This window comes from Telluria sp. ZT3P26 (assembly GCF_059686035.1).
On the sequence record NZ_JCASII010000003.1, the window covers coordinates 382,395 to 401,529 of the forward strand.

At 65.7% G+C, this 19,135-nt stretch carries 18 protein-coding genes; 7 read left to right on the plus strand and 11 right to left on the minus strand.

Translation table 11 applies throughout. The features are described from left to right. A complete protein-coding gene (gene lpdA / locus AC56LN_RS12440; protein WP_499572064.1) occupies positions 1 to 1,404 on the plus strand; it encodes a dihydrolipoyl dehydrogenase in 1,404 nt (467 codons plus the stop codon). A 49-nt stretch (positions 1,405 to 1,453) separates the two neighbouring features. Here lpdA and AC56LN_RS12445 read toward each other — a convergent pair whose 3' ends face one another. Further along, positions 1,454 to 2,089, minus strand: coding sequence for a TetR/AcrR family transcriptional regulator (locus tag AC56LN_RS12445; protein ID WP_499572066.1), 636 nt, complete (start codon positions 2,087 to 2,089; stop codon positions 1,454 to 1,456). A gap of 293 nt (positions 2,090 to 2,382) precedes the next feature. Beyond that, a complete protein-coding gene (locus AC56LN_RS12450; RefSeq protein ID WP_499572068.1) occupies positions 2,383 to 2,712 on the minus strand; it encodes a hypothetical protein in 330 nt (109 codons plus the stop codon). A 307-nt stretch (positions 2,713 to 3,019) separates the two neighbouring features. Here AC56LN_RS12450 and AC56LN_RS12455 point away from each other — a divergent pair, with 307 nt between their 5' ends. After that, entirely contained in the window at positions 3,020 to 4,618 is a 1,599-nt protein-coding gene (locus AC56LN_RS12455) for a methyl-accepting chemotaxis protein (protein ID WP_499572070.1), read from the plus strand. A gap of 48 nt (positions 4,619 to 4,666) precedes the next feature. Further along, positions 4,667 to 5,620, plus strand: coding sequence for a DMT family transporter (locus AC56LN_RS12460; protein ID WP_499572072.1), 954 nt, complete (start codon positions 4,667 to 4,669; stop codon positions 5,618 to 5,620). 9 nt (positions 5,621 to 5,629) lie between these two features. On the opposite strand, the gene AC56LN_RS12465 is transcribed toward AC56LN_RS12460, so the two are convergent. Then, a complete protein-coding gene (locus AC56LN_RS12465; RefSeq protein ID WP_499572074.1) occupies positions 5,630 to 6,235 on the minus strand; it encodes a DedA family protein in 606 nt (201 codons plus the stop codon). A 171-nt stretch (positions 6,236 to 6,406) separates the two neighbouring features. Here AC56LN_RS12465 and AC56LN_RS12470 point away from each other — a divergent pair, with 171 nt between their 5' ends. Continuing rightward, positions 6,407 to 7,330 (plus strand): LysR substrate-binding domain-containing protein, encoded by a 924-nt coding sequence (locus AC56LN_RS12470; RefSeq protein ID WP_499572076.1) that lies wholly within the window; start codon positions 6,407 to 6,409, stop codon positions 7,328 to 7,330. Between the two features lie 11 nt (positions 7,331 to 7,341). On the opposite strand, the gene AC56LN_RS12475 is transcribed toward AC56LN_RS12470, so the two are convergent. Then, a complete protein-coding gene (locus AC56LN_RS12475) occupies positions 7,342 to 8,043 on the minus strand; it encodes a pirin family protein (protein WP_499572077.1) in 702 nt (233 codons plus the stop codon). Between the two features lie 244 nt (positions 8,044 to 8,287). Between AC56LN_RS12475 and AC56LN_RS12480 the strand changes: the two genes are divergently transcribed. Then, positions 8,288 to 9,181: a rhamnan synthesis F family protein gene (locus AC56LN_RS12480; protein WP_499572079.1), complete on the plus strand. Its 894-nt coding sequence runs from the start codon at positions 8,288 to 8,290 to the stop codon at positions 9,179 to 9,181. Positions 9,182 to 9,190: 9 nt separating this feature from the next. On the opposite strand, the gene AC56LN_RS12485 is transcribed toward AC56LN_RS12480, so the two are convergent. The 6 genes from AC56LN_RS12485 to AC56LN_RS12510 form a co-directional block, all read right to left on the minus strand. After that, positions 9,191 to 11,668, minus strand: a complete 2,478-nt coding sequence (locus AC56LN_RS12485) for a TonB-dependent receptor plug domain-containing protein (protein WP_499572081.1) — start codon at positions 11,666 to 11,668, stop codon at positions 9,191 to 9,193. Between the two features lie 67 nt (positions 11,669 to 11,735). Beyond that, positions 11,736 to 12,245: a RidA family protein gene (locus tag AC56LN_RS12490; RefSeq protein WP_499572083.1), complete on the minus strand. Its 510-nt coding sequence runs from the start codon at positions 12,243 to 12,245 to the stop codon at positions 11,736 to 11,738. Between the two features lie 38 nt (positions 12,246 to 12,283). Next, a complete protein-coding gene (locus AC56LN_RS12495) occupies positions 12,284 to 12,688 on the minus strand; it encodes a c-type cytochrome (protein ID WP_499572084.1) in 405 nt (134 codons plus the stop codon). After that, the gene (locus tag AC56LN_RS12500; protein WP_499572086.1) at positions 12,685 to 14,271 is read right to left on the minus strand and encodes a flavin monoamine oxidase family protein; all 1,587 of its coding nucleotides are present in this window, start codon (positions 14,269 to 14,271) and stop codon (positions 12,685 to 12,687) included. Before AC56LN_RS12500 ends, AC56LN_RS12495 begins: the two co-directional genes overlap by 4 nt. Positions 14,272 to 14,629: 358 nt before the next feature. Continuing rightward, a complete protein-coding gene (locus tag AC56LN_RS12505) occupies positions 14,630 to 15,361 on the minus strand; it encodes a hypothetical protein (RefSeq protein WP_499572088.1) in 732 nt (243 codons plus the stop codon). An 88-nt stretch (positions 15,362 to 15,449) separates the two neighbouring features. Next, positions 15,450 to 15,764: a c-type cytochrome gene (locus AC56LN_RS12510; RefSeq protein WP_499572089.1), complete on the minus strand. Its 315-nt coding sequence runs from the start codon at positions 15,762 to 15,764 to the stop codon at positions 15,450 to 15,452. Between the two features lie 251 nt (positions 15,765 to 16,015). Here AC56LN_RS12510 and AC56LN_RS12515 point away from each other — a divergent pair, with 251 nt between their 5' ends. Both AC56LN_RS12515 and AC56LN_RS12520 read left to right on the plus strand, forming a co-directional pair. Continuing rightward, positions 16,016 to 16,552 (plus strand): TonB-dependent receptor plug domain-containing protein, encoded by a 537-nt coding sequence (locus AC56LN_RS12515; protein ID WP_499572091.1) that lies wholly within the window; start codon positions 16,016 to 16,018, stop codon positions 16,550 to 16,552. A gap of 9 nt (positions 16,553 to 16,561) precedes the next feature. Then, positions 16,562 to 18,169, plus strand: a complete 1,608-nt coding sequence (locus tag AC56LN_RS12520) for a TonB-dependent receptor domain-containing protein (RefSeq protein WP_499572093.1) — start codon at positions 16,562 to 16,564, stop codon at positions 18,167 to 18,169. A gap of 18 nt (positions 18,170 to 18,187) precedes the next feature. Here AC56LN_RS12520 and AC56LN_RS12525 read toward each other — a convergent pair whose 3' ends face one another. Then, on the minus strand, positions 18,188 to 19,120 hold the full coding sequence (locus AC56LN_RS12525) for a LysR family transcriptional regulator (RefSeq protein WP_499572095.1): 933 nt from the start codon (positions 19,118 to 19,120) through the stop codon (positions 18,188 to 18,190). Positions 19,121 to 19,135: the final 15 nt, after the last annotated feature.

Genomic DNA, 19,135 nt, shown 5'->3' on the forward strand with positions numbered 1-19,135 from the left:
ATGGAGACGATCAATACGACACTCCTGATCATCGGTGGCGGCCCGGCCGGCTACGTGGCGGGCATCCGCGCCGGCCAGCTGGGCATCCCCACCGTCCTCGTCGAGGGCGCGCAGCCGGGCGGCACCTGCCTGAACATCGGCTGCATTCCGTCGAAGGCGCTGATCCATGCGGCCGACGAATACGCCAAGACCGTCCACTACGCGGCGCAAACCTCGCCGCTCGGCATCAGGGTGGATTCGCCCAGCATCGACCTCGAGAAAACGGTGGCCTGGAAGGACGGCATCGTCAAGCGCCTGACCGGCGGCGTCGGCGCGCTGCTGAAAAAACAGGGCGTGCGCGTCGTGCGCGGCTGGGCGCGTGTCCTGGACGGCAAGACGGTCGAAGTGCAGCCGCACGAAGGCAGCGGGCAAGAGCCGGTGCGCATCCGCTGCGAACACCTGCTGCTGGCGAGCGGCTCGCACGCCGTCGAACTGCCGTTCATGCCATTCGGCGGGCCGGTCATTTCATCGACCGAGGCACTGTCACTGAACGCCGTGCCACGCCGCATGGTGGTCGTCGGCGCCGGCTATATCGGTCTGGAACTGGGCACGGCGTTTCGCAAGCTGGGTAGCCAGGTCACGGTCGTCGAAGCGGCCGAGCGCATCCTGCCAGCCTACGATGCCGACCTGGTCAAGCCGGTTGCCAGTTCGCTCGAACGCCTGGGTGTCGAGGTCCGTCTGGCGACGTCAGTGCTGGGCATGGAGGGCGAACGGGTCAAGGTGCGCGACGCGTCCGGCGTGGAAGCGTATCTCGAAGCCGACCGGGTGCTGGTGGCCGTGGGCCGCAAGCCGGCAACCACCGGCTGGGGCCTCGAACACCTGATGCTCGACATGAACGGGCGCGCCGTGAAGGTCGACGAACAATGCCGCACGTCGATGCGCAATGTCTGGGCCATCGGTGACCTGACCGGTGAACCGATGCTGGCGCACCGCGCGATGGCGCAGGGCGAGATGGTCGCCGAGATCATTGCCGGCAAACGGCGCTGGTTCCATCCGGCGGCCATTCCGGCGGTGTGCTACACCGATCCCGAAATCGTCGTGGCCGGCATGTCCCCTGGCGAAGCGGCAGCGGCCGGCATCGACGCCATCAGCGCCAGCTTCCCGTTCAGCGCCAACGGGCGGGCCATGACGATCGAGAGCACGGACGGGTTTGTCCGCGTCGTCGCGCGCAAGGACAACCACCTGATCCTGGGCTGGCAAGCGGTGGGCGTCGGCGTGGCGGAGCTGGCGGCGGGCTTTACGCAGTCGATCGAACTGGGCGCGCAGCTGGAAGACGTGGCGCGCACGATCCACGCCCATCCTACCCTCGGTGAAGCGGTGCAGGAAGCAGCGCTGCGCGCGCTGGGCCACGCACTGCATATCTGATCCGCACGCCATCCAACACACGGATGGTAGTGCGGTCGTCTGCGCTGGTTCAGTCCAGCGCAGACGGCGCCGCACGGCGCCGGTCGACCAGAACGGTACCAAGGCGCAGCGCGGTGGCCACCGCCTGGTCGATCGGCGGCGCATAGCCGCACGCGATCCAGCGCATTGCTATATGAATCACGCCACCGACCACCCCAGCCTGCAATAACTCGTCGTCCAGTGCTTCCGGCGCCAGCAGACCTGCCACGGCCTTGCCGATCTCGCGCAGCGAATCGTCGAACGTACGGTCGACGGCAACGCTGACTCCACGTATTTCCACAAGGAAGACGCGCGCCGAGCGGGGCTCGCTCTGCAGCAGAGAGAAATAAGCGTAGAGCATGGCTCGCGCGCGCGCAACCTTGCCGCCGCGCGTCGTTCCGCCCGCTTGCAGGATTTGTTTCAGCACCGAATCTGTCACGAAATTGTAGCAATCGATCAAGAGCGTTTCGCTGTTCGCGAACGATTCGTAGAAGTACCGCTCGGTGAGACCAGCAGCGTCGCAAACCGCCTTGACGGTCGCATTGTGATAGCCGCGCTCGCCATATACGCTGATCGCGCCGGCAATCAGCCGACTGCGTCGATCAGCGCGACGTTGCTCTGGCGTCTGTCCGCGATAGGAGCGGGAGTTGGATAGCTCTTGAGTCATTGCAACATTCTGACACATTATCACTAATAATGATGACAAGCTGTCATGTCAGTACCGGGACTGACTCGAGCTCACAGCATCCGGGTTACCGGTCAGCCTAGCAGACAATCAATGGATCAGCGCTGCAACGACGTTCCTATCTATTCTGAGCGACATGGGGAACTGAGGACAGCCGGCCGGCCGCCTGACGACATCAGTTGGTGGCCTGCCATGCACGATGGCCCAGGAAGGTTATCGGGAAGGCAAGTGTTGCAAGGGCAATGCGCCAGACTGCACATTGCCCTCCGTGGGAATTACTTGTTACCGCTGCCAGTGCCGGCTGCGGACTGGCTGCCTTGCTTGCCATCGGCGTCGGTCTTCCCCTGGAAGCCTTCATCGCCCTGCTCTTCGCTGGAGCCGCCAGCCAGCAGGTCGTCGGTGCGACCTGCCTGCCCGTTCGCTGCCAGCGCGTCGGTCCCTGCGTTCTCGCTGTCCGGCTCAGTTGCGGATTCCTTGCTGCCGCTGCCGGCAACGTCGCCGGTGGAGCCGGCGCCCATCGTCGCTACACTGGTCGTGCCGGTGGTGAGCTGGTCCCAGTTGCGGCCCTTGATGTCCTGATCCTTGTTGTCGTTATCGATTGGCATGTTGCGCTCCTGATGAGATTAAGTGCAACCATCTTAGTCCTGCCACCGTGTGCCGCAATAGGCGCGTGCGCCCGTCCCGTGTAGGACTGGGAGTGCACGGCATGCATCACCTGCAACCCTTGGCAATCGGTACCACTACCGAGTTGCGGTTTTGCCGCAATGCAACATTTCTGTCTTTACCGGCGCTATACTGCCGACGAACCGCATGCCTGGCACCGCCCGTGCCAGTGCCAGAGCGTCTCCCGCATTGTGCCATCTGCAGCGCCGTTATCCGGCGCCGCACTATCCGACCGTCAGGACCATCCCCATGAAGAATCTCACCATCGGTGCCCGCCTCGGCCTGGGCTTTGCCATCGTGCTCGTGCTGCTTGCCGCCATGAGCGTGACCGCGCTCACACGCATGGATCAGGCAGGCAGCAAGACCCACCGCCTCGTCAACACCAGCATGAAGAACCAGCGCAACATCGCTGAATGGCGCCGCAACATCGAGGTCAACTCGGCCATCAACGAGACCGTGTATCACGCACCCGACGCCACGATCCTGGACGTCGTTGCCGCCCGGCGTGCCGCGATCACCGCGCGCTCGAACGTGCTGCAGAAGGAAATCGACGCCGCCCTTGCCAACCCCGGCGTGCGCGAACAGTTTAAGACGGTCCAGCAGGAGCGGGTCGCCTATATGGCAGCGCGCGACGCGCTGTTCGACGCCAAGCGCGCCGGCGACCCTGCCCGGATTGACGACATCTACCGCAATCGCATGGTGCCGCAGACGCGCTCGTACCTGGCAGTCGTCGGCAAGTTTGCCGACATGCAGAGCGCAGCCACCAGCGTCATTGCCACCACCATTCTCGACACGTACGCGAATACCCGGATCGTCCTGTTCACGCTGGCCGGTGCGGCGCTGCTGCTGGGTGTCGCCTGCGCCTGGTTCATCACCCGCTCGATCACGCAGCCGCTGCGCAGCGCAGTCGCGGTGGCCGAACGCGTCGCTGCCGGCGACCTGACCAGCCGCATCGAAGCCGGTCGGCGCGACGAAGTCGGCCAGTTACTCGATGCGCTGGGCCGCATGAACACGAACCTGGCGGGCATCGTCGGCCAGGTGCGCGACGGCACCGCGACCATCGCGCACGTCTCGGCCGACATCGCCAGCGGCAACCAGGACTTGTCGGCCCGGACCGAGCAGCAAGCGGGCTCCCTCGAAGAAACAGCGGCCTCGATGGAAGAGTTGACCTCGACCGTGCGCCAGAATACCGAGCATGCGCATCGCGCCAACAGCCTGGCCGCCACCGCGGCCGGCGTGGCGGGCGAAGGCGGCCGCATGGTGGCCGACGTGGTCGGGACGATGGGTCGCATCGACGCGTCCTCGCAGCGCATCGTCGACATCATCGGCGTCATCGACGGCATCGCGTTCCAGACGAATATCCTTGCGCTCAATGCGGCGGTCGAAGCCGCCCGCGCCGGCGAGCAGGGTCGCGGCTTTGCCGTCGTGGCCGGTGAAGTACGCACGCTGGCCCATCGTTCGGCCGCAGCGGCCAAGGAAATCAAGGGCCTGATCGATCATTCCGTGGCCCAGGTTCGCGAAGGCACGCGCCAGGTCGATCTGGCCGGCACGACCATGCAGCAGATCGTACGCAGCATCGACGAGGTCACGCTGATCATGAACGAGATCACCGCCGCGAGCGAAGAGCAGACGGCCGGCATCGAGCAGGTCAACACCGCCATCGTCGAGATGGACCGCGTCACGCAGCAGAACGCCGCGCTGGTCGAACAGGCGGCAGCCGCCGCCGACGCGATGCGCGAACAGGCTGGTCAGCTCGAATCCGTGGTGGCCACCTTCCGCCTCGATCCAGCCCCGGCAACGGCTGCGCGCCTGGCGCGGCCGGCGTCGCGCATCGCGTTGGCAGCCTGAGCCGCTGCTAGAATGCCCGGCTGACGCGATCACGGGAAAGAACGGCAAATGGGTATCGGTGTGTTGTGCGGCCTGCTGGCCGGGGCCCTGTGGGGCATCGTGTTCCTCGCGCCGGCCTATCTGGCGGCGTTCACGCCCTTGCAGCTCACTGCCGGCCGCTATCTGGCGTATGGCGCCCTTGCGCTCGTGCTCGTGGGCCCGCGCCTGCGCGTGCTGCTTGGCCGCCTGAGCCGCGCCGACCTGTACGCACTGATACGCCACGCACTCGCCGGTAACATCGTGTATTACGTGTTGCTGGCGTATGGCGTGCAATATGCCGGGATCGCGCCCACCTCGCTGATCGTCGGCATGGTGCCGCTGGTGGTCACGCTGCTCGGCCGCCACGACCACGGCGCCGTGCCCCTGCGGCGCATGCTGGCCCCGTTGCTGCTGGTGGCGGCCGGCATTGGCTGCATCAACATCGACACCTTCGCGCACGCCCCGGTCGACGCCTCCGCCATCGGCATCGCCGGTGGGGTGCTGTGCGCTGCGGGTGCATTGCTGTGCTGGAGCTGGTACGCGCTCGACAATGCGCGCTACCTGAAGACCAACCCGCACTTCAGCAGCGCCGAGTGGTCGGCGTTGTATGGCCTGGCCACGGGCGTGCTGTCACTGCTGCTGGTGCCGTTCGCATTTCTCGATGCAGGCGCGCCGGACGCCGGCGCCCGCAACTGGACCGTGTTCTGGGCTTGCAACGCGCTGCTCGCGCTGGGCGCCTCCGTCATCGGCAACCATTTCTGGAATGTGGCAAGCCGCCGCGTGCCGGTCACGCTGGGCGGCCAGCTGATCCTGTTCGAAACGCTGTTCGCATTGCTGTACGGCTGCATCTACCGGGGCACTGCGCCCCGGCCACTCGAACTGGCGGCGATTGCGCTGCTGATCGCCGGTGTGGGGTGGTCGGTGCGGCTGCATGGCGCCATCGACCACGGCGGCGTCACGCTGCCCGACCAGGAACGCCGTTGACGCAGCGGATCAGGTCTTGCTGCGCGACTTGAAGGTCGCGACGCGATACAGGTACCAGCCGAGCAGGCCGATCAGGACCGCCTTGGACACCGGGTCGACGTACTGCGCGACGCGTTCGTACTGGCTCTCCAGCGCGTAACCGGCACCGGTCAGGATGCCGGTCCAGATCAGCGAACCGATCGTCGAGAACAGCAGGAACTGCCCCATCGACATTTTGGCCAGGCCAGCCGGTACGGAGATCAGCGTGCGGATCGCCGGAATCAACCGTCCCAGCAGCACCACTTTCTTGCCATGCTTTTCGAACGCGGCCATCGCATGTTCGATATCGCCGTGCGTCACCGTCATCCAGCGCGCGTGCTTGTCGGCGAAGGCTTCCAGCCGCTCCTTGCCATATACCCGGCCCGCGTAATACCAGGGCAGCGCGCCGGCCACCGACCCGGCCGTGCCGGCCACCAGCACGCCAATCACGTTCAGGTCACCGCGTGCGGCAACGAAACCGGCAAATGGCATGATTAATTCTGAAGGGATCGGGGGAAAGATGTTTTCCAGCGCCATCAGGGCAAAGACGCCCAGATAGCCGCTTTTCTGCATGAACTCGGTGATGAACTCGAACACGGGACGCACTCCATATGATTTGGCAGCCTCCACGATAACGACTTTTAAAAAACACATCTGTTCTGCTGCGCACGCAGGTCAACACGGCGATGCGATGTTTCGCCTCCGGGGGGGTTGGTGATGCCTGAACTTGCCGCTACCATGGCCAGATACCGAACCCAGGATGCCCACTTGCTCAAACTTAGCCTCGACGCCCTCCAGATCATCGACACCATTGCCCGTCGCGGCTCGTTTGCCGGCGCGGCCAAGGAACTGTTTCGCGTGCCGTCCACCATCTCGTACACCGTCGCCAAGCTGGAGGACGACCTGGGCGTGCGCCTGTTCGACCGCTTCGGGCCGAAGGTCACGCTCACGCCCGCCGGGCAGGCGCTGCTGAAGGAAGGCCGCTACCTGCTGCGCGCCGCGGGCGACCTCGAGTCGCGCGTGCGGCGCGTGGCCTCGGGCTGGGAAACCGACTTCGCCATCGGCATGGATTCGGTGCTGGCCGCCAGCGGCCTGCAGCGCGATATCGAAGCGTTCTATGAGGTGGCCGACCACACGCGCCTGCGCATCGCGCGCGAGTCGCTGGGCGGGACCTGGGACGCCCTGCTCGACCGCCGCGTCGACCTGCTCGTGGGCGCTGCCGGCGACGGCCCGTCGGGCGGCGGCTACACGGCCGAACCGATCGGCACGAGCAGCTTCGTGTTTGCCGTCGCGTCGCACCATCCGCTGGCCGCCATCGCGCATCCGCTCGACAAGGCCGATCTGCTGCCGTACCGGGCGATCACGGTATCGGACTCGGCGCGCGTGCTGGGCGCGCGCACCGTGGGCATCCTGTTCGGGCAAGACACGCTGGCCGTGCCCGACATGCGCACCAAGTATGAGTTCCAGGTGCAGGGCCTGGGCTTTGGCTTTTTGCCCGAGGCCTGGGCCCGGCCGGCCATCGCGCGTGGCCTGCTCATCGAAAAGCAGGTGGTCGAACCCAAGCCCGATGAAACCTTCTACCTGGCCTGGCGCAGCACCGAGGACGGCGCAGCGTTGACATGGTGGATCGACCGGATGCGCACGAGTTCACCGTTCGCGCGCATGGCCGTTGATCCGTGTCCGGTCATGTGAACCGGACAGCCTTACTGCGGCAGGTCGAACACCAGCACTTCGGCCGCGTCGGCCTGGCCCAGCGTCACCGCCGGTTCGCCGGTGATCTTCAGCGCGTCGCCACCGCTCAGCGCCACGCCGTTGACCGTGATCTGGCCATGAATCACGTGGACATACGCCTGGCGGCCATCGGCCAGGGCATGTGTGGCCCCATCGGCGCCGTTGAAGATACCGGCATGGATCGACGCATCCTGGCGGATCGAGACCGAACCGTCGCGGCCATCGTTCGACGCCACGACGCGCAGCTTGCCGGTCTTCGAGGCGGTGTCGAAATGCTTTTCTTCGTAGCGCGGCGCGGCGCCGATCTCGTTCGGCTCGATCCAGATCTGCAGGAAGTGCACGCCTTCGGTCTTGGAACCGTTGAATTCGCTGTGCACGACGCCGGTACCGGCGCTCATGACCTGCACGTCGCCATAGCGCAGCACCGAACCGTTGCCCATGCTGTCCTTGTGCGCCAGGGCCCCTTCGAGCACGTACGAAATGATCTCCATATTGCGGTGACCATGTGAATCGAAGCCCCGGCCAGCCTCCACGTGGTCATCGTTGATGACGCGCAGCGGGCCGAACCCCATGTGTTTCGGGTCGTGGTAATGACCGAACGAAAACGAGTGCTGCGAATTCAGCCAGCCAAAACTGGCGGCACCGCGTTCATTGCTTTTACGGACGTTCAACATCGTGTGCTCCTTTCGTGATGGGATGATCGAGCTGCTCGAATCTGTCTGCCGTCACCGGCATCTGTCGACTGTTGCCTTGTTCTCGATGCGATGGTGTCATTATGCCTGCCGCACCTGCCGATGAAAAACGAGTTATCTGCACTCCTATCGTCGATATTTTCGATGATCTATCCGCCGCGTTGCGGCCAGTGCGGTTGAATCGTGTGCGCCTGTCAGGCCGTGCTCAGGTAGCATATTTACAACTATGCATAGCACCTATTCCACGGCATCCCACGCGCAGAACGCACTCATCCTCGATGGCATCACCAGCGACTGGGACTTCACGCCCTCCCCTGTCATGCGCTGGGAACGACGCCAGATGGCCGAGCGCTTCGTGCGCGCCGTGCACCGGCGCCCGGCCGCCAGCGTCGTGGAACCGGCCAGCGCGCAGCCGGCGTGGATCGTGTATTTTCTGTTCGCGCCGGATGGCGTCCTGCATCCGGCGCACCGCTTCACGCTGGCCCGCCTGCGCGAAGAAGGCCTGCCGATTCTCGTCGTGTGCAGTTGCGCGGACGCGCGCCGCATACCGGCCGACCTGCCGGACCTGTGCGATGCGCTGTTGTGGAAAGCGATGGAAGGCTACGATTTTTCGGCGTACACGCTGGCGCTGCGCCATCTCAGCCGCCACTCGCCGGGCGCCGACGTCATCGTCATGAACGATTCGGTGTTCGGGCCATTCGTGCCACTGCGCCCGGTGCTGGACAACAGCCGCTGGGACCTGACCGGCTTCACGGCCTCGAGCGAAATGACCAACCATGTGCAGTCGTATGCATTCTGCCTGCGCGGGGTGACGCCGGCGCGCATGGCACGCCTGGCGACGGTGTTCTTTCCGTTCGGCGCTCTGAGCGCGCCGCAGGACGTGATCGCGCTGCAGGAAACGCGCATGGCGCGCGTGGCGGCCCGTTCGATGACGGTCGGCGCGCTGTGGTACAGCGACGCCACCCGCGTCCACAACCCGACCCTCGTCAAACCGATGGAACTGCTCGATGCCGGCTTCCCGTTCCTCAAGCGGGCCTTGCTGACCAAGAGCAGCAACTACATCGAACGCGACCTCGTGCTCGAGCGGCTGGCCCAGCACGGCCACCCGCTCGACGTCTGAGCGCCGCGCTCAGAACTTCACGGCCGCGCGCGCGTAGTAGTAACCGCCGTTGATCCCGTACGGCGAGAAGCCCGGGTAGATCGTCACCGCACCGTTATCCAGGTTGGCGCGCTGCTCTGCCAGGATCAAAGGATTGACCTTGTCCGGGTACTCGTTGAACAGGTTGTTCGCGCCCAGCGACACGCTCCACGCCTTGCTGATCTGGTAGCTCACTTCCAGGTCGGTCAGGAGGCTCGCCTTGATCCGGTTTTCACGATACACCGCGCCGTCGGTCGAGAACTGTTCGGACGACTTGCCGAAATAATTCTCGCGCAGGTTCACGGTCCAGTCGCCGATGCGCCACAAGCCGCCCAGGTTCACGCGCACCTTGGGCGAAGCCGTTTCCAGGTGCGAGATCGCGGTAGCGTCGAGCAGCGTCTGCGCGCCCAGCTGCGTCGGCGCCTGGTTGATCTTGATGACCTCGACCTTGTTGTAGTTGGCCGCCGCCGACCAGTCCACGCGCCCGTACGCGCCGTAGTTGCTGCTCAGGGTGGCGACCACTTCGGCGCCGCGGCTACGGGTGTTGACCGCATTGGTGAAGATATTGATGCCGGTTTGCACGACGGTCGGATCGAGCACATTGCCATTGGCCAGGATGGCCGCCGTGACGGCCGGCGAATTGATCGCGCCGCCGGAACCGTACAGCGAGCCGCTGCCGACGATGCGGTCGCGGATCGTGATCTGATAAGCGTCGAGCGTGACAGCCACGCCGGCGGCCGGATTGAGCACCAGGCCGGCGCTGATATTGGTCGATGCTTCCGGCTTCAGGCCATCAATGCCCACCAGGCGCGCGCCCGGCGAATTCGGGGCCAGTTGCACGAAGGCGCTGCGTGGCGACACATTGGTGGCCGAGTAGAACGATTCGGCCAGCGTCGGCGCGCGAAAGCCGTTGCTGTAGGTGGCCCGCACGGCCACATCCGGCGTGAAGTCGTAACGGCTCGTGAGCTTGCCGACCTTGGCGTTGCCGAAGTCGCTGAAGTCCTCGAAGCGTCCGGCGATGTCGACGGTCCAGCCGGCAACGGGCTGCACCGCGATATTCGCGTAGACCGCCTTGTTGTTGCGGCTGTGTTTTCCGGCGTCGGTCAGCGAAAAGCCCGGGAACGACTGCGCACCTTCCTTGTAGCGCGACGCGGCGTCGCCCGCGACGATCGCGTAGGTATCGCGGCGGTGCTCGAGGCCCAGCGCCAGCGTCAGTGGCGTGGCCATGCCAACATCGAACTCGCGGCGCAGGTCGAGGTTGTTGGTCCACTGGCTGGCCTGAAATTCGCCGGCCTTGAACGACAGCGGCGTCGCGCCCGTATCGGTAAACAGCGAGATGTTGGCCGAATTGGCCACGCCCAGCTTGGCCACGTCCTTGCCGTAGGTGCTCGACAGGTCCCAGTTCCAGTTGCCGAACACCTTGCCCTTGATGCCGAGCGTGAATCCATAGTCTTCTTCGTCGAACGTCTCCTGCGGGCTGAAGCCCAGCGGGTAGATGGTGGGCAGGCGGTTCGGCATCCGGTAATTCTCGAAGGCGCGCGCTTCCTTCTTGCCGTAGGTGGCAAAGCTGTACAGCTCGGTGTCGCCGCCCAGGTCGACGCCGAAATTGGCGGCAAAGATGTGTTGGCGGTACTGGGCGTCGCCCTGGATCTTGTTCAGGTACGGGTAGCCCGGCGCATTCACGAGCGACGGCATCGCCGCCATCGTGGCCGGATCGACCACGCGCGGATCGATCCCGCCGCGCTCCGAGAAGCCGTGGTACTTCGTCTCTGCCGTCAGCGACAGGAAAGCGTCGGTGAATGGCGTGAGGCCAAGGTTGACCATGCCGTCGCCGGTGTGCCCGCCGCCGTCCATGTAGCCGCCGCCATTCACGTTCGCGCTGCCGCCACGGTAATTGGACTTGAGGATGATGTTGATGACGCCGGCGATGGCGTCGGTGCCATATTGCGCCGCCGCGCCATCCTGCAGCACTTCGACGCGCTCGATGGCGGCCACCGGGATGAAGTTCAGGTCGGCCGCAGCGCCGCCCTGGAACGCCCCGGCCAGCACGGCCAGGTTGGCGGTGCCGTGGCGGCGCTTGCCGTTGACCAGCACCAGCGTGTTGTTCGGCGACAGCCCGCGCAGGCGCGCCGACAACGTCATGGCCGCCATGTCGCTGCCGAAAGCCTGGGCATTGAGCGATGGCAGGTTCTGGGCCAGCGCCTGGATCAGGTCGGGTTGGCCGGTGCGGGCCAGCGACGACGCGTCGAGTACCTGGATCGGCGAGGCGCTGTCCGCGACCGTCAGGCCGGCGGCGCGCGTGCCCGTGACGATCACGACGCCGGTACTGGCGATCGCCGGGGCGTCGGGCGCGATGGCGGCGGCCGGCGTGTCGACCGCCGGATCAGGCGCCTTGTCGGCGGCGTGGGCAGCCACGCCCCACGACAGCAAGGCGGCGGCGACACTGGTATGAATGATGGTCTTGTACATGGTGGATCCCTGTTTGGCGAATTCTGTTATTGGTATGGTTGGCGTGGCCGGGCCGGCGCCGCGCCGCTTACTTCTTTGCTGCCACGACTTCGATTTCAACGAGCCAGCCCGGATTGCTCAGGCCCGCAACCTGCATCACTGCGCGCGCCGGCAGGTTGGGCTGCGCGCCGCCGAAGAACTGGGTATAGCCGGCCATGAAGCCGGTAACGTCGGCGCGCCCTTTCTGCGCCGGATCGCCCACCAGGAACACCTGCATCTTGACGACGTCGCCCATCCCGAGGCCCATGCCGGCCAGGATCTCCCTGATCTTTTGCAGGACGCCGACCGTCTGAGTCCTGGTGTCGCCAAAGGCCGCAATGGTGTCCGCACCGGCCGCCTTGTCGACAACCGGCGGCACCTGACCGCTGATGAAGTGGATCGTGGCGCCGGGTGGCACCGACACCGCCAGGGCAATGGGGAAATCCGAGTTCGGGATCTTGTGGCGCACGATGTCCGCGGCTGCGGCGCTGGCGATGGCAGGGGCCAGCAGCAGCGCTACGGCCAGGCACGAGGTAGAACGAAAAGCAGCGAGTGTCATCGGATCGTCTTTCATGGGCGTGGAAAAAGAAAACAGCATCAGTGCTTGTTGCCGAAGCGGTTGTCGCTTGCCGGCGCAACCTGCAGCGCCATGCGGCGCGCCTGAATTTCGGCGCTGGCGACGGGTGGCGCGTGGTTGCCCCAGCTGCTGCGCGCATAGGTCAGCACGGCCGCGATATCGGTGTCGTTCAGGCTGGCGCTGAAATCGGGCATGCCGCCGCGACCCTTGAGCAGCACGTCGGCCACGCCGTCGACCGGCCCGGTCGCGACCGGGCTGGCGACCAGCGCGGGAAACGCGCCGGGAATGCCGCGGCCATTGGCCTGGTGGCAGGCGGCGCAGTTTTTCGCGAAGAGCGTCTTGCCGTCTGCCGGTGCGGCAGTCTGGGCCTGGGCTGCACCGGCCAGTGAACAGGCAATCGCCAGTGCAATGGTCAGGATCTTCATGCGCTGGCCCTCCGGTGCAGCGCCTCGACCTGCTGCCACGCCGATTCGATGGCGCCGGCTTGCCAGCCGGTCAGGTAGCTCAGGTGTTCGCCGGCCAGCAGCACCCGGCGCTCGCCATCGAGCAGGACTGGATACGCGCTCTTGCGCGCGGCATCGGTCCATTCGGCCCAGCCACCCAGGCTGTACTGCACCCGGTGCCACGCAACCGAAAAACTGCTCTCGTAACTTGCCCGGTAGGCCGGGAAGATCTTTTCGCCGGCCGCAAGCGCGAACTCGGTCCGTTCAAGCGGCGTCATCCCGCTGACTTCAATGGCGTCCAGCGCGTAGTGGTAGTAGCCCAGCACGACGCCCTTTTTCTGCTGCCAGCCGCCCGACGGCAGCGAAATCGTGTTGATGCCCTTCAGGTCGGTCAGCACGTGGCCGCCGTAGATGTGGTCGTCTTCTTCCCAGAAGCGGCGCCCCATCTGCAGGCCGATCTTGCCGACCGGCGCATACGGGACAGCCTTGATGGCGGCCTTGAAACCGTCGGAGAAATCGGTGTCGATCATGCGCAGCACGGACAGAGGCACCGTGCACAGGCAATAGTCGGCCGTGACGCGCGAGAGCACGCCGCTGACCGTGTCGCGCACGTCGATCGTGACCTTGTCGTCGCCCTGCCGGATGCGCTGGACTTCGGCGAGATAGCGGATGCGCCCGCCCAGCCGCCGGGCGAATGCGCGCGGAATCGCGTCCATGCCGCCGACCGGCTGGAACATCGTCGCGTGCATCGGGAACTCCTGCACCGCGCTGTAGACCTTGCCGACCCGGGCCGCCAGCAGATCGCGAAACGCCAGCGGATCGGACGGCGTGCCCGCACCCGGCACCAGGCCGGCGCCGGGGTTGGTGGCAAAACCGCGCCCGCTGCGGCCCTTGTAGGCCAGGTCGCCGGCGTCCAGCGCCCCTTCGTGCCTGAGGTAATCGAGCAGCAGGCGCTGGTCGTCGCCCGTCAGCTGGGTATCGAGCTGGTGGCCCGTGACCGATTTCGCCAGCAGCTCGGCGACGTGGCCGCGCATGTCGGCCTTGATCTGTGCGCCGCGCAAGCGCTGCTTCGACAGCGGACCGCCATCCTCGAGGTACACGTACGCATGGTCATTCTCGTTGACCATCACTTCGAGCGGCACCTTGAACTGGCGCGCGTAATACAGCGTGGACTGGTGGTCCAGCGGAATGCGCCACGGGCCGTGGTTGATGTACTGGCCGGCATCGAAGCGGCACTGCTGGGCCTCGCCGCCCAGCTCCTGCAGCGCGAAGCCCTTGCGGGCCGTCTGGCAGCGCCCGCCGGCGTAAGCTCGCGCCTCGAGCACCTGGACTTCGTAGCCCAGCTTGCCCAGTTCGTAGGCTGCTGTCAGGCCGGCCAGGCCGGCGCCCAGCACGACGACTTTCTTGCCCTTGCCGCTGCCGGCGAGCAGGGGCGGGGTCGTGGTCCTGGACGCGATCCCCATGCCCCAGGCATTCATTGAACTCATCAGCAGCGCCGAACCGCCAACGGCGGCGGCGCGGTACAGAAACTCACGTCGGGTCAACGACGGTGTCAAACGATCCATGCATAACCTCCACTTGGTGTTACTGGAAAGACCTTGCAACTAGTGGCCTATCAGCAATACCTGTGCCAAGCAGGGGGCAATTACGTCAATACGTTACTTATTAAAATAAAGTGCTGCGCCTGTTTTTCCGAATGTAAGCACCGCGTAAGTCGTGCTATGCAAACAAGATTCGGAACAGGCACACTGTCATTCGTATTGACAAACGTGACGCTGGCGTATCCGATGCGCACGGCATGGCGCGTCCAGACTTTATTCGTTGGAACATGGAATGGACCGAGGGCCAGTGGCCAGCGGGGCCTGCGCACACGCCCGGAGCGTGCCAAATCGACACTGCACCGTTGTGGCGTAAATACGCACTTCAATGGGTGTGGTCGACGCCGTCGCGATCCAGCCAGTAGTTGAACTGGCCGTAGCTGGGAATGACGCCGGGCGCACAGTCGGCGAAGTGGTCGAGCAGCATCTGGCGATACGCCGCAGGCCGCGAGAAGCGCGGGTGGGTGGCGGCAAAGTGCGCGGCGGCGGCCACGAACAGCGCCCGCAGCGCGGCGTCGGTGTTCGTGCCTGCATTGGCACCGCTCGTCGCGCCATTGCGCGGGCGGCCACGCTTGACGCCGGCGCTGGCCGAGCGCGTCCTGCCGCGCGCGCCGGAGTTGGCGTAATCGGGCAGCAGCGCGTCGATCGTCTGGCCCCGCTCCCAGTAGCGGCGCAGGTAGCGCATGAGCGTGGCGACGGACACCGCATGGGTGCCGGCATAGGCGCTGAGCAAGGCTGCACGCGGGCGTGGCAGGTACACCTGCGGTACGTCACGGTGCAGCGCGCTCACGGCATCCCACGCCTTCATCTGCAGCAGGCGGTGCTTGCCGGACGGGGCCTCGGCGCGCGGCGCACGACACGGATCGGTGAGCAGCAGGCGCGCGCGTCGCATCAAGACGTCGGCGATCAGGACCTGCAGGGGAGTGCTGCACGGCGTGGCGCTCGGCTGCCGCAGCGGGTAGAGATACGCAACGCCATGCGCCACGTCGATCCAGAGAATCCGCACCAGATGGCCCGGTGGATCGAGGTATTCGATGACATCGTTGTGCAAGAACATCGGCCGCTCCTGGCGTTGAGTTCATTGCTTGTATGCAAAGAACGCGCCAGGCACGGTGATCGCGGCCCCGGTCGGGGCCGCCGGTGGGTCATTTCTGCGCCAGGATCCATTTCGCCAGGACCCTGGCATCGGCTTCGGTAACCTGCGGATTGGCCGGCATCGGGATCGGACCCCAGGTGCCGCTGCTGCCTTTCTGGATCTTCTGGACCAGGCGCGCCTCGGCGCCGGCATCCTTCGCGTACTTGGCCGCGACATCCTTGTAGGACGGGCCAACCAGCTTGGCGCCGATGGCATGGCACGCCATGCAGGCCTTGGCCTTGGCCAGGTCGGGGTTCGCGTGGGCGGCAGGGATCGCGGCGACGGCGAATGTCACCGCCATGGTCAGGGTCAGGTACGTCTTCATGATGCTCCAGTGGCTGGGTTGATCGCAGGGGGCCGGCACCCTCTGCGGGCACCACCCGCCATCATAGCGGGAAACCCCGGTGACATGGGCAGCGCGCCGGTGCATGACCAGCTTCCGACACGCGCGCCATGAAAATTTGAATAGGAATGATTCGCATTTATGATTAGAATGGCGCCGTTCCGCGATCTTTACTTCTTTTTACGTATTGACGCGAAGCTTAAATACTAATGATAAAAAAGGATGCCTGAAGAATGACCGACCGTTCGCCTGCCCCGCAGTTTGCCCGCACTATCCTGAGCCTGGCCATCGGCGCGATGCCGCTTGCCGGTTTCGCCGCTGACGCGCTGCTTGATGACTTGCCGGCGGCCATGCCCACCGTGGTTGTCACCGCGGCCGGCTTCGAGCAGACGATCCGCGAAGCGCCGGCGTCCATCACGGTGCTGAGCCGCGAGCAGCTTCAGAAAGAGCGCTTCGGCAATCTGGCGCAGGCGCTCGAGAGCGTGGAAGGCATTGACGTGGGCGCGTCCGGCGACAAGACCGGTGGCATGAACATCAGCATCCGCGGCATGCCGAGCGACTACACGCTGATCCTGATCGATGGCCGGCGCCAGAACGCGGCCGGCAATGTCACGCCGAATGGCTTCGGCGGTACCTCGACCAGCTTCATGCCGCCGGTGAGTGCCATCGATCGCATCGAGATCATCCGCGGTCCGATGTCGACGCTGTACGGCTCGGATGCCATGGGCGGCGTGATCAACATCATCACGCGCAAGGTCGGCAAGCGCTAGGCCGGCTCAGTGGCAGCCGACTATACGCTGCAGGAAGACGACCAGTTTGGCGACGTCAAGGGCGCCAAGTTCTACCTGAGTGGCCCGCTCGCGGCCGATGTGCTGGGCTTGTCGTTGCGCGGCAGCACGCTGCGCCGCGACGAGGCCAGCATCTCGTACGACGAGATCAACCCGGCCCGGCCGCTGGTCCAGAACGCCAACCCGGTCAGGCAGAAGGTCGACAACCTGGGCGCGCGCCTGGCATTTACCCCGCACCGCAACCACGAATTCGTGCTCGACGCCGACAGGACGCGCCAGACCTATGACAACACGCGCGGCCAGCTCGGGACGCTGGGCACGGGTGGCTACGGTCCGGAGCAGAAATACAACCGCGACCAGACGACGCTGTCGTACAAGGCGCGCCTGCCGTTCGGCACCTGGGACAGCAGCTATATGGTGAACAACACGGAAACCATCGGCCGCACCATTCCGCCGGGTACGCCGGGCGCCGTACCCGGCACGCCCCGCACGCTGGAGGTCGAGAGCAAGGTGTTCGACACCAAGCTGCTGGTGCCGTGGGGCGCGCACCTGACCACCATCGGCGCCCAGCACTGGGATGCCGAGATGATCGACGGCGTCGCGCCGCAAGCGTTCGCGTTCACGCAGAAAGCGCTGTTCGTGGAAGACGAGTGGCGCCTGCACGAGCGCCTGTCGCTGACGGTCGGTGCGCGCTACGATGACCACAGCATCTTCGGCGGCCAGACCAGCCCGCGCGGCTACCTGGTCTGGAGCGCCTCGCCCCGCTGGACCGTCAAGGGCGGCGTGAGCAAGGGCTACAAGACCCCGCGCGTCGAGCAGCTGACCCCTGGCATCAACGGCTTCGGCGGCCAGGGCACGATCCCGCTCGTGGGCAGCCCGAACCTCCAGCCCGAGACCAGCGTCACGTCCGAACTGGGCGCCTATTTCGACAACGGCGCCGGCTGGACCGCCAATGCCACGGTCTTCAACAACGATTTCAAGGACAAGATCACCAGCGGCACTGGCCTCATCAACTGCACCTACCGCCCGGCACCGAACCGGCCCGGCTGCGTCAGCTTCGGCAACTGGCCGAACGTCGATGCCTTCGGCCAGTCGATCAACGTGGACGAGGCCGTCACGCGCGGCGTCGAGTTCGCGACGCGCTTCCCGCTGGCCGCCGGCTGGATCGCCAGCGCCAACTACACGTATACCGACAGCGAACAGGAAAGCGGCGACAATGCGGGGAAACCGCTATCCGACACGCCAAGGCATGCGTTCAATGCGCGCCTGACCTGGGACGTGTCGTCCGGCTGGAATGCCTGGCTGCGCGCCGAGCACCGCAGCGAGCGCTTCCGCGATCCGGGGACGTCGGCCGCGACCCGTGCCGCCAGCGCGGCGCTGGGCGACTTCAAGGGCTACACGATGCTGCACCTTGGCACCAGCTACCAGGTCACGCCGGCCATCACGCTCAATGCCGCGATCTACAATCTGCTGGACAAGGACTTCATCGACTACCGGCCCTATCGCACAACCCCGGCAGCGGCGCCGACTTACGGCAGCGTCTACGTCAACACGCTGGATGCACGCCGGCTCTGGCTGTCGATGAACGTGGACTTCTGAGGCGCGTTTGCACTGGCGCTAATCCGGCGCCAGGCGCAGGTCGGGGTCGGCCTCGAACACCCCGGCCAGCCAGGTGGCAAACGCCTGCAGGCGCGGATTGGCGATGCGGCCCCGCGGGTACAGCAGGGACACCGGCATCGGCGTCGGGCACAGGGTGGGCAGCACTACGGCCAGCGCGCCTTGCGCCACGTGCGCGCGCACCTGATAGCGCGCCAGTTGCGCCAGTCCCAGCCCCTGCAACGCGCACAGCAGGTTGGCCTCGGCGTCGTTGACGGCGATGCCGCCATTCATCGCCACCCGGACCGCGCCCTCCACACCCTCTGCTTCACCTGAGAGCGTCCACTCGAACGCGCGCCCGGTGCGGCCCGAGAAATGCACGATCGCGTCGTGCTGGCCCAGTTCGTCGACCGTCGCAGGCGTGCCCCGCCCCGCCAGGTAGCCGGGCGTGGCCGCGATCACGAAGCGCATCAGGCCGATCCGGCGCGCCACCAGGCTCGAATCGGGCAAGTCACCCACGCGCAACGCGCAATCGATGCCTTCGGCGGTCAGGTCGACCAGGCGGTCGCCCAGGCTGATGGTCAGGTCGAGCGCCGGATAGGCCTGGCGAAACTCGCCGATGCGCGGCAGCACGATGGCGCGGCCCAGCGCGCCCGGCAGGTCGATGCGCAGTCGGCCCTGCATGCGGCCGGCATGCTCGCCCAAAAAGTCGCCTTCCGCATCATCGATGGCAGCCAGGATCGCGCTGCAGTGGGCGTAGTAACGCTCGCCCTCCGGCGTCAGCGACAGCCGGCGCGTCGTGCGCTGCAGGAGTTGCGCGCCCAGGTAGCGTTCGAGATTCTGCAGCGTGGCCGTCAGGGATGCGCGCGGCAGGTCGAGCGACTCGGCCGCGCGCGTGAAACTGTTCGCCTCGACGATGCGCACGAACGTCTGCATCGCTTTCACCTTGTCCATGATTGTTCATATAAA